The sequence below is a fragment of the Methanocalculus sp. genome, assembly GCF_029762515.1.
Lineage (GTDB): Archaea > Halobacteriota > Methanomicrobia > Methanomicrobiales > Methanocorpusculaceae > Methanocalculus.
Window position 1 is genome coordinate 1 of sequence record NZ_JARVGN010000047.1, and the last position, 8,831, is coordinate 8,831.

11 protein-coding genes and 1 pseudogene are annotated in these 8,831 nt (G+C 49.1%); 6 read left to right on the forward strand and 6 right to left on the reverse strand.

The window, feature by feature from the left end:
- Window positions 1–846 (forward strand): annotated as a pseudogene (locus tag QCH34_RS02740) (phosphoglucosamine mutase); the annotation flags it as partial.
- Between the two features lie 340 nt (window positions 847–1,186).
- A complete protein-coding gene (locus QCH34_RS02745) occupies window positions 1,187–1,459 on the forward strand; it encodes an acylphosphatase (protein ID WP_300329705.1) in 273 nt (90 codons plus the stop codon).
- A 58-nt stretch (window positions 1,460–1,517) separates the two neighbouring features.
- On the opposite strand, the gene cas1 is transcribed toward QCH34_RS02745, so the two are convergent.
- Window positions 1,518–2,444 (reverse strand): CRISPR-associated endonuclease Cas1, encoded by a 927-nt coding sequence (gene cas1, locus QCH34_RS02750; RefSeq protein WP_300329709.1) that lies wholly within the window; start codon window positions 2,442–2,444, stop codon window positions 1,518–1,520.
- Window positions 2,445–2,544: 100 nt separating this feature from the next.
- On the reverse strand, window positions 2,545–3,078 hold the full coding sequence (locus QCH34_RS02755) for an archaemetzincin family Zn-dependent metalloprotease (protein WP_300329714.1): 534 nt from the start codon (window positions 3,076–3,078) through the stop codon (window positions 2,545–2,547).
- 14 nt (window positions 3,079–3,092) lie between these two features.
- Here QCH34_RS02755 and QCH34_RS02760 point away from each other — a divergent pair, with 14 nt between their 5' ends.
- Entirely contained in the window at window positions 3,093–3,521 is a 429-nt protein-coding gene (locus QCH34_RS02760; protein ID WP_300329717.1) for a UPF0146 family protein, read from the forward strand.
- Here the strand turns inward: QCH34_RS02760 and QCH34_RS02765 are convergent.
- Window positions 3,501–4,874 (reverse strand): replication factor C large subunit, encoded by a 1,374-nt coding sequence (locus QCH34_RS02765; protein ID WP_300329720.1) that lies wholly within the window; start codon window positions 4,872–4,874, stop codon window positions 3,501–3,503. The genes QCH34_RS02760 and QCH34_RS02765 overlap by 21 nt on opposite strands.
- 116 nt (window positions 4,875–4,990) lie before the next feature.
- On the opposite strand from QCH34_RS02765, the gene QCH34_RS02770 reads away from it, so the two are divergent.
- The 3 genes from QCH34_RS02770 to QCH34_RS02780 all read left to right on the forward strand — a co-directional run bounded on the left by QCH34_RS02770 (window position 4,991) and on the right by QCH34_RS02780 (window position 7,135).
- A complete protein-coding gene (locus tag QCH34_RS02770) occupies window positions 4,991–5,995 on the forward strand; it encodes a methanogenesis marker 2 protein (RefSeq protein ID WP_300329735.1) in 1,005 nt (334 codons plus the stop codon).
- Window positions 5,992–6,753, forward strand: a complete 762-nt coding sequence (gene mtxX, locus QCH34_RS02775; protein WP_300329723.1) for a methanogenesis marker protein Mmp4/MtxX — start codon at window positions 5,992–5,994, stop codon at window positions 6,751–6,753. Before QCH34_RS02770 ends, mtxX begins: the two co-directional genes overlap by 4 nt.
- A gap of 172 nt (window positions 6,754–6,925) precedes the next feature.
- Window positions 6,926–7,135, forward strand: a complete 210-nt coding sequence (locus QCH34_RS02780) for a histone family protein (RefSeq protein ID WP_255332874.1) — start codon at window positions 6,926–6,928, stop codon at window positions 7,133–7,135.
- Window positions 7,136–7,162: 27 nt separating this feature from the next.
- On the opposite strand, the gene hisB is transcribed toward QCH34_RS02780, so the two are convergent.
- The 3 genes from hisB to hisG all read right to left on the reverse strand — a co-directional run.
- Window positions 7,163–7,741, reverse strand: coding sequence for an imidazoleglycerol-phosphate dehydratase HisB (hisB, locus tag QCH34_RS02785; protein ID WP_300329732.1), 579 nt, complete (start codon window positions 7,739–7,741; stop codon window positions 7,163–7,165).
- Window positions 7,738–8,448 carry a 1-(5-phosphoribosyl)-5-[(5-phosphoribosylamino)methylideneamino]imidazole-4-carboxamide isomerase gene (hisA, locus tag QCH34_RS02790; protein ID WP_300329738.1) on the reverse strand — a complete coding sequence of 237 codons (711 nt, stop codon included), beginning with the start codon at window positions 8,446–8,448 and terminating at the stop codon, window positions 7,738–7,740. Before hisA ends, hisB begins: the two co-directional genes overlap by 4 nt.
- A 5-nt stretch (window positions 8,449–8,453) precedes the next feature.
- On the reverse strand, window positions 8,454–8,831 hold a 378-nt coding region (gene hisG, locus QCH34_RS02795), incomplete at its 5' end, for an ATP phosphoribosyltransferase (protein WP_366898255.1).

Below are 8,831 nucleotides of genomic sequence, written 5' to 3' on the forward strand. Positions count from 1 at the left end.
GTCGTCGTCGTTGATCCGGGATCGGGACCGGCTGCTGCAACAACACCAGAGATCCTCAGGCGAATGGGATGTACGGTCCATACCATCAATGGACGGTTTGACGGCACATTCCCCGGACGGCTCCCTGAGCCGAGCCCGGAGGGGCTCGCCCTCCTTTCAGAAACTGTCATTGCAACCAAAGCAGCATTCGGGGTTGCGCATGACGGCGATGCAGATCGGGCAGTCTTTGTGGATGAGACAGGAACTTTCATGAACGAGAATCTGACCTTTGCGATGCTTGCACGTGCCGCATGTCAAAACAATCCGGGCATTGTCGTCACACCCGTCAGTACATCAGATGTCATCAGGGAGGTGGCAGCCGACTGCGGATGCACAACCTCCTACACAAAGGTTGGAAGCATATATGTCGCACGAACCATGCTGAAACTGATCGAGGCAGGAGAGAGGGTTGCTTTTGGCGGTGAAGGAAATGGAGGTCAGATCTTTCCCAATCACCAGTTCTGCAGGGATGGAGGAATGACTGCTGCTGCAATGGCAGAACTTGTCGCTGCATCAAAACGATCGATATCCGCCCTTGCAGATGAGATCCCCCCATATACTATGGTTAAAGAGAAGATCCATTCCGATGATCCGGCTGCCATCCTTTCAAGAGTTCGATCAGCCTGTTCTGAGCTTGGCCTGAATGAAACCGATGGCATCCATATACGGTGGGATGATGCATGGGCTCTGATCCGCCCTTCAGGGACAGAACCCTTCATCAGGCTCTATGCAGAATCACGGGATCCAAGGCGGGCAGAAGAAGTAAAAGACTATCTTCTCTCTCTGCTCCAATTAGGCTCCCATTAAGGCTTAAAATCAAATAATAAGCTTATTTTTTCTTTTTTTCAAAAAACAAAGGAATAGATTTCTTTATTAACTATATTCATTCCATATCATAATGACAAAGGACTTTCCCACAAGAATTGAGATCAAAGTGAGATTCGTGGATATGGTCAGATACCCATATTGATAGGAAGAACCGGGTTTGTCTCCCAACACATTCAATCAATTCCAGAAATCAAAAGTCTGATTCAGCTGAAGATGCGAAAGAATACAACATTCTGAATAAGAAGCAACCATTGATTGTTACAGGGCATAATATCCACTCAAAATGAATAAGAAAGATGAGAAATAGTCTGGAGGAGAGATGAAAACAATCGAACTGATCATTTCGGGGAGAGTTCAGAAAGTCGGTTTCAGGGCCTGTATACGGCATATTGCAACCAGCCTCGGCATCTCCGGGGAGGTGGAGAATCTCCCGGATGGCAGGGTGCACGTACTGGCCACAGGCGAGGATGTTATCCTTGAAAAGTTCGTATCCATGCTCTATAGTTGTCCCCGTGCTATCATTCGGGATATTGATATGAGAACGTTCATCCTGACAGATTTTCCGGATTTCTCCATCAAACGCCCTCTTTGAAGACATTATTGGTTATGCAGGCAGTGGAGGGCGTGCACCCCCAATCTTCCACTATACCTTAAAAAATAACTGAGAAATTGCCTCCTTTCTCAAGAGATTTAAGATATGCATACACATTTGCATCGATGATCCGCTGATCGATCTTCGTATATAAACGCTCAAGGAGCCGGGAGATGAGTTCGTCCGAGAGGACACAGCGGGTCTGGCTCAGTTCATAATCACCTGCTGTTAAAAAATCCTTTGCAAGTTCAAATACCGTCGAATCGACCATGGTCCTCTTCAGGGGCTCTATTATATCATAGACAAATCCGCCTGCCCCCTGATTCAGCAGGCCGTTATCAGGATTCAGATGAGCCCCTATGATTGCAACACATGCATTGCCGAAGAGAAGTGCATACCCAAACGAGAGCATCGCATTGACAGGATCAAAGTGAGGGCGGTTTGTCCTTCTCCTGTACTCCAGATCTGTTGGAAGCATCCGTGAAAGAATCTCATAATACATATCAGTTGAGAGAGTATGGAGCCTTCTGATCTCTTCTATCCTGACAAGGTACTCTATCTCATTTCTTGCCTGTATAAGGAAATCATGTTCCCCACGATAGAAAAGGCCTGATTCAAGAGTATTATCAAGCTCCTCCAGCCAGAGAAGCCGTGATTGCAGAGAAGAGCGGACAAATTCAATGATATACCGATGTGAAGGGGTTGAGGTCTGAAGGCACCATGTCTCTTCATTCCTGTTTGATCCAAACGGCGTTAGGGTACCAAGAGGTGTTCCATGAGCATCAAAGAAGGAGATTGATGCACCCTTTTCAAGAAGACGGTTTATTGTTGCAGTCTGAATCGTATGCCCTCCAACCAGGAGCAGATGATTGATTGCATCTATTGAATAGCTTGACTGCTGGGATCGTTTCTGGACATACAACAGTCCTGGTGTCGACTTGATATGTGCACCATATCCCCAGATTGCATGCCAGGGAACCTTCATACCAACCAATAATCAACCCTCATACACAGAACAACAGTATATTATCCGTTCTTTCAGTGATTAATCTTTGGAAAAAAGTCTGGAGAAAAAAGGTGGACGATCACCTGATCGGAGGGAGTTGCAGCCGGCATTCAGGGCAGAAATATCTCTCCTTCCGATCCAGTTCACTCAGGCTTTCAGGCCTGTACATGATGCATTCGGGAACAGAGCAATGTTCAAGCCCCAGGAGATGCCCCAGTTCATGAGCTCCTTCCTTTGCTGTCCTCTCAATGATCAGATGAATATCACCGGGGAGCCCGTAGTATTCATTCTCCAGCCGTGCTGTTGAAACAACAGCACTTCCAATAGAATCACGTGCCAGTCCAAATACAAAATCAGATGAGTCGGCATAGATGTCATCAGGTATTACCAGTAGAAAGTGATCCTGTATTCCATGCAGCCGTTTGAAGAGACCTATCCGGTTGATGATCCGCCCTCCATCATACTGGCGGCGTATCCGATGATATCCTTCAAGAGGAAAATGATCACCAAGGATGAGTTCAACCGGAGACCCAATGACAGCCGAAATGATTCGTTGCACAGGAAGCTGGATGCCATCAACCGATCGATAATCCCAATAGATCACGATCCCCATACTGTAAATAGGAAATGAGCGGCTATAAACATATTGAAGAAGCGATTGGCACATTTATCGGAATGAGATACCGTCGATGCGTTGAAGTGGGATATGGCGGGAATCTGGTTGCCGCCTTAATTATCCAGCGCAGGGGTGGATCTATCCTCTGTGTCGATCGAAAGCCATTTCCACCAGCTGGCACGATACGCACAGCAGTTGATGATATCACAGACCCCGATCTGAGGCTCTACAGGGGATCAGACTGCATATATGCGATCAGACCGGGAATTGAGATGATGCCGGATCTCATCGAACTTGCCGCAAACGTCAGATCAGACCTGCTCATCTACCACCTGGGATGCGAGATCTACCAGGATGGCGGGGAGAGGATTGACTGTGGCGTCATTCTTCACCGCTATTGCGCAAAACAAAAAACCCAATCAGAAAGAGAAAAGTGTTGATTGCGATTCTGCCTTCTTCTTTTCAAGAGCAGGTTCTTCTGTTTGCTTTTCAGGGATTGGATCTTCGCGAGGTGCAGGTTTCACATTTTTTAGTGATGACTTTCTCTTCTCCTCTTCTTTTACGGCTTTTTCAATCTCTTTCATGACCGACTGGGAACGCGCCTTATCATGGATTAACAGTGCCAGTTGATCGGCATCCAGATTGAGTGAGCGGACAAATCGTATTGGATCTCTATCAGCAAGGAGACCGATTGGTGTGAGATACTCATCTGCCACAGTCTTTTCCGGGATCCGGTACGCTTCAGAGCAGCGGTGCAGAAGTGAGAGCCGGATCATCTTCTGCCTGCGCGCCTGCCCCATCCGTTTCCATCGATCCGGTGGAGAGATCCTCACCCGGAGTCCCGATCCGGCAGACGCAGCAGCCGTCCCTATGAGCATGATGCCGGTTGCATACCTCCAGAGAGTGTAATACTGCCTGCTGAATGTCCTGCCGAGATATGAATCCGCACAGGAGAGAAGACGGAGAGAGAGCGCACGCCTCCGGGGATCACGGTGCTGAAGAGCACCTGCTTCAAGCCATTGAATCTGCGCATCCGGCGAATCGTCCACCTCGCGGGAGAGCCGCATCAGAGAATCATCGTCTGAAGAGCCGGAGAGTGTTTTTGCAACAAGATCAAAGATGCTGGAACGGGAATCCTTCTGTTGAACCTGGAGATCCGATGGAAGAATGCGAGCCTTTCCGACTGAAGAGCCAAAGAGCATATTGACAGCAGAGCGGATATCACCCTTTGCCTCCTCGGCGATGATGCGGACAGCTTCCGGATCGCAATCCAGCCCTTCCGTTGCACAGATATCTTTTAAATGTGGGGCAAGCGTACGAGCGGGAACTGCCCGGAACTGGACCTGATCGCAGAGCCGCCTGATCTCGGGTGCCACCCCATAGGCATCATTTGCGATGAGCATAATCGGCTGTTTTGATCGCCTGATGATATCCACAATCGCTTTTGCACCACCCCGATCAGCGTTTCCATCAAGATTATCTGCTTCATCAAGGAGGATCAGGCGCCGTAATGCGCCGGAGAGGCTGGCGGTTGTACTCGAGCTCCCTGCAATCCGCTCGATCACCCCTTTTGTCCGCTGATCGCTTGCGTTCATTTCAATGATCTCCCAGCCGAGATCCTGTGCCAGCGCATATGCAGCCGAGGTCTTTCCAATACCTGGCTTACCATAGAGAAGGATCGGTTTGCTCTGTGTCGTCCAGTCTTTTGCCCATTCAAGGAGCTCATGAACCGCAGACTGATTACCGATAACATCTGCGAGTGTCTTTGGCCGATACTTCTCCACCCAGTCCATATCAGATCTATTTCAGTTTATGAGAAGAAAATAGGTTCCGGGATCAGTAAACCAGAACAAATACATTATCTTTGATGAGGCAAAAATATAGGAGTAATCGGTATTTGGTGTTTATTGTGGTGAAGAACTGCTCCAGTCAATCAGTAGCAGATGCGGTTAGAGAATACGAGGGAGTGACCAGAAAACACGCCATTGGTGAGATCATCCGCTCTCTCAAGCTTGATTCTCCCGATATCGTGGCATCGTTTGGAGAAGATGCAGCCGTCATCCGCAAGGGAGATGATGCCCTCCTCCTCGCCGCAGACGGTATCTGGAACAAGCTGATGGAGGCTGATCCATACTGGTCAGGCTTCTGTGCCGTTCTTGTAAATATTCATGATATTGCCGCGATGGGAGGAGATGCACTTGCACTCGTTGATATCCTTTCCTTCACGGATGAAACACTGATGCAGGAGGTGACACGGGGAATGGCAGATGCTGCAAGCCGTTTTGGCGTTCCGATCGTCGGAGGGCATCTCCATCCAAACACCCCATATAATGTCATTGATGTTGCGGTTCTTGGAACAGCACGACTTGACTCGGTCATCTACAGTGACAGGGCAGAGAATGGAGATGCAGTGATTGCAGCCATCGATCTCAACGGCCGTGTTCACCCTTCATGTGCCATGAACTGGGATTCTGTCACGATGAAAGATGCAAAGACCCTCAGATCCCAGATCGGCGTAATGAAGAAGCTCGGAGAGGCACACCTCGTCACATCTGCGAAGGATATCTCAAATCCCGGTGTCATCGGAACCCTTGGAATGCTCCTTGAAGTAAGCAGAAAAGGAGCGAGTATTGATCTCCAGTCGATACCAATGCCCGACCTTGCAGTGCATGGGATCACCTTTGAGCACTGGGTACGAATGTACCCTGGAATGGGCTTCATACTCACTGCCAACCAGTCTCATGCAGATGAGGTTTTACGGTTGTTCCGTAACGTAGGTATGGCAGCACAGATAATCGGAACCATCAACGATACACAGCAACTCACCATCACCTATCAGGGAGAAAACACCGAAGTCTTTGACTTCTCCCATGACGGGATCATCGGATCCATCGATTGGTGCAAGTCATTATGAGAAGAATCGGAATAGGGGCACTGGAAGATTTTACCAGGGTATATGAGGCAGCCAGAAAGGCAGCTTCAGACGATCTCCTCATCATCATTTATACCCCTCAGGAGGTGAGCGAAGAGGAGAGCGGACAGGTGCGTTTCCATATATCACCGAACCCCATACACGCACTCATCAATGGCCTGCTGAGCGGAGAGATCGATGGAGCGGTGCGGGGAACATTGCCATCCGATGCCACACTCAGGTATCTCAGGGAATCAACCACCACCTCAGGCCTCGAGCGTATTGCGGTTCTGGAAACTCCCGAGGGAAAGAAATTCCTCCTCACCCCCGTTGGCATAGATGAAGGGTGGACTTGTTCTGAGAAAGTGAGCCTGGTGGAGAGGGCTGTTGCACTTGCCGGATGCATCGGAATTGATCAGACGATTGGTATACTTTCAGGAGGCCGGATGAGTGATATCGGCAGGAATCCTGTTGTTGATCGATCATTGGCCGAGGGAGAGCTCCTTGCACAACTGACCGGAGGAGTTCATGCCGGTATCCTGATCGAGGAGGCGGCAAACAGGTATGGGATTGTGATTGCACCTGACGGCATATCCGGCAACCTGATCTTCAGGACACTTGTTCTTCTGGGTTCCGGGAGATCACATGGCGCACCTGTCGTAAATATCGATGTTACGTTCGTCGATACTTCGCGCGCATCTGATAATTACGAGAATGCCCTCAGGCTGGCAGCAAAGCTCTGTGATTTGAAAAAACAATAAAATAAGCTCAAATGGCACAAATAAAGCCATTTAAAACCCCTTTTCAAAAGAAAACCCTGAATTAACAATAACCCTCCAACATCGAGATACCGATAAATGGAAGGAAGAAAGGGGCTGAATATACGAAAGCCTTAAATATTTAACAATATACTCTTTCAATGGTGGTAATTACATGGCAGACCTACCAATTGCAGCTGTAGTAAGAATCGCAAAGAAGAATGGTGCAGAGCGTGTCGGAAGTGATGCAGCTGAAGCACTTGTTGCTAAAGCAGAAGCATACATCGCCGAACTCACCAAGAAGGCAAATCAGTACGCCCTTCACGCTGGTAGAAAGACGATCAAAGAGGAAGACATCGAGCTCGCCGCAAAGAGCGAGGCTTGATATTTCCTCTCTTTTCTAAAAAAAAATTCAGAACGTTCCTTTTGTACTTCGAATCTCTGATTCGTTTCCACTCAGTCTGAGTGCCATATTGAGGGTAATTCCAAACGCCTTGAAGACCGATTCACAGATATGGTGATCTGATCGGCCGGAAAAGACGATATGTGCAGTAATCCCCGCCTGATGAACGAAAGAATAGAAGAAATGTTCAAAGAGATCATTTGAGATTCCCCCGGTCTCACTTCCAACAAATGATCCTTCAAAGACGAGATACCCTCTTCCTCCGCAGTCAAGTGCAACCTCTGCCCGTGCCTCATCCATTGGTACAACAGCATTGGCAAACCGGGTGATCCCACGACCATCTCCAATCGCCTCTTTAATAGCCATACCAAGAACGATACCGATATCCTCGACAGTATGGTGGGGATCCACCTGGAGATCGCCTGATGCCGTTACAGAGAGGCCAAAACCCCCGTGCCTCCCAAATGACTCAAGCATATGATCCAGGAAAGGAAGGCTCGTCTGGATCTCCAGGGGACCTCCATCCGGATCAAAGCTGATTGTTATACTCGTCTCTTTCGTCTCACGACTAATATCTGCCCGTCTCATTTCAATTCCTCAAGAACTGCAGGGAACGAGAGCATCCCATTATAGAGAGCCGATCCGAGAACAGCCCCTGCCACACCCAGTTCCCGGAGAATTCTCAGATCCGTTGCTCGTGAGACGCCACCAGAGACGACCACAGGGCATTTCACCGCAGCCATAACTCTTTGTATAGGATCAACGGCGATTCCCTCACAGAGGCCCTCTACATCGACATTGGTGAAGAGGAGAGAACCAGCACCTTCATCTTCAAACCTTTTTGCCCAGACAGAGACCTCACCGGCAGTCTTCTCCCAACCATGAATCGCTATCTCACCACCACGGGCATCAACACCCGCCATGATCCGTTCACTTCCATGTTCTATTGAAAGCCGACTGATGATTGATGGATCTTCTGCTGCTGCCGTTCCGATGATGACGCGATCCACACCCAGTTCAAGCCATCCGGCTGCATCGGATTCGGATCTGATACCGCCGCCGAGCTGGAGAAAAACATCAGTTTTTGCTATCAGCTCGCGGATAACATCCACATTCGCCCCAGCACTTCCAAAAGCACCATCGAGGTTGATGATGTGGAGTGCTGTTGCCCCTTCATCAATCCACCGAAGGGCAGAAGAGAGTGGATGACCATAGGAAGATGCGGTCTCTCTTTTACCCTGAACAAGCTGGACGCATCTTCCACCAAGGATATCAACTGCGGGAAATATGTCCATAACCATCACGGGATCATCCGCTGGACATCCATCACAAGGATATCCCTGGCACCGGCACGCTTGACCATATTGATCAGCTGGTATACCCGCTCTTCGGCAACAACCACATGGACTGCGACAAGGTTCTGGTCAGATGCAACCTCCATCACGGTGGGGCCGGAGAGGCCGGGAAGAATTGATCTGATCTCTTCCAGCCGATCGCGACTGACATTCATCATCAGATAGCATTGCCCTTTTGCCCGCAGCACACTTTCAAGTGCAAGAGTAATCTCATCAATCTTCTCACGAAACTCCAAAAAAGAACTCTGGTTCGCAATGAGCCATGTGGAGCTCTGGAAGACGTCAGTCATAATCCTGAGGTGGTTGGTTCTGAGAGTCGTCCC

Bases quoted from the DNA above. Each gene is read 5' to 3' on its own strand.
- QCH34_RS02780 (WP_255332874.1), top strand. From the start codon at position 6,926: ATGGCAGACCTACCAATTGCAGCTGTAGTAAGAATCGCAAAGAAGAAT.
- mtxX (WP_300329723.1), top strand. From the start codon at position 5,992: ATGAGAAGAATCGGAATAGGGGCACTGGAAGATTTTACCAGGGTATAT.
- QCH34_RS02745 (WP_300329705.1), top strand. From the start codon at position 1,187: ATGAAAACAATCGAACTGATCATTTCGGGGAGAGTTCAGAAAGTCGGT.
- QCH34_RS02765 (WP_300329720.1), bottom strand. From the start codon at position 4,874: ATGGACTGGGTGGAGAAGTATCGGCCAAAGACACTCGCAGATGTTATC.
- QCH34_RS02760 (WP_300329717.1), top strand. From the start codon at position 3,093: ATGAGCGGCTATAAACATATTGAAGAAGCGATTGGCACATTTATCGGA.
- hisB (WP_300329732.1), bottom strand. From the start codon at position 7,741: ATGAGACGGGCAGATATTAGTCGTGAGACGAAAGAGACGAGTATAACA.
- QCH34_RS02755 (WP_300329714.1), bottom strand. From the start codon at position 3,078: ATGGGGATCGTGATCTATTGGGATTATCGATCGGTTGATGGCATCCAG.
- hisA (WP_300329738.1), bottom strand. From the start codon at position 8,448: ATGGACATATTTCCCGCAGTTGATATCCTTGGTGGAAGATGCGTCCAG.
- cas1 (WP_300329709.1), bottom strand. From the start codon at position 2,444: ATGAAGGTTCCCTGGCATGCAATCTGGGGATATGGTGCACATATCAAG.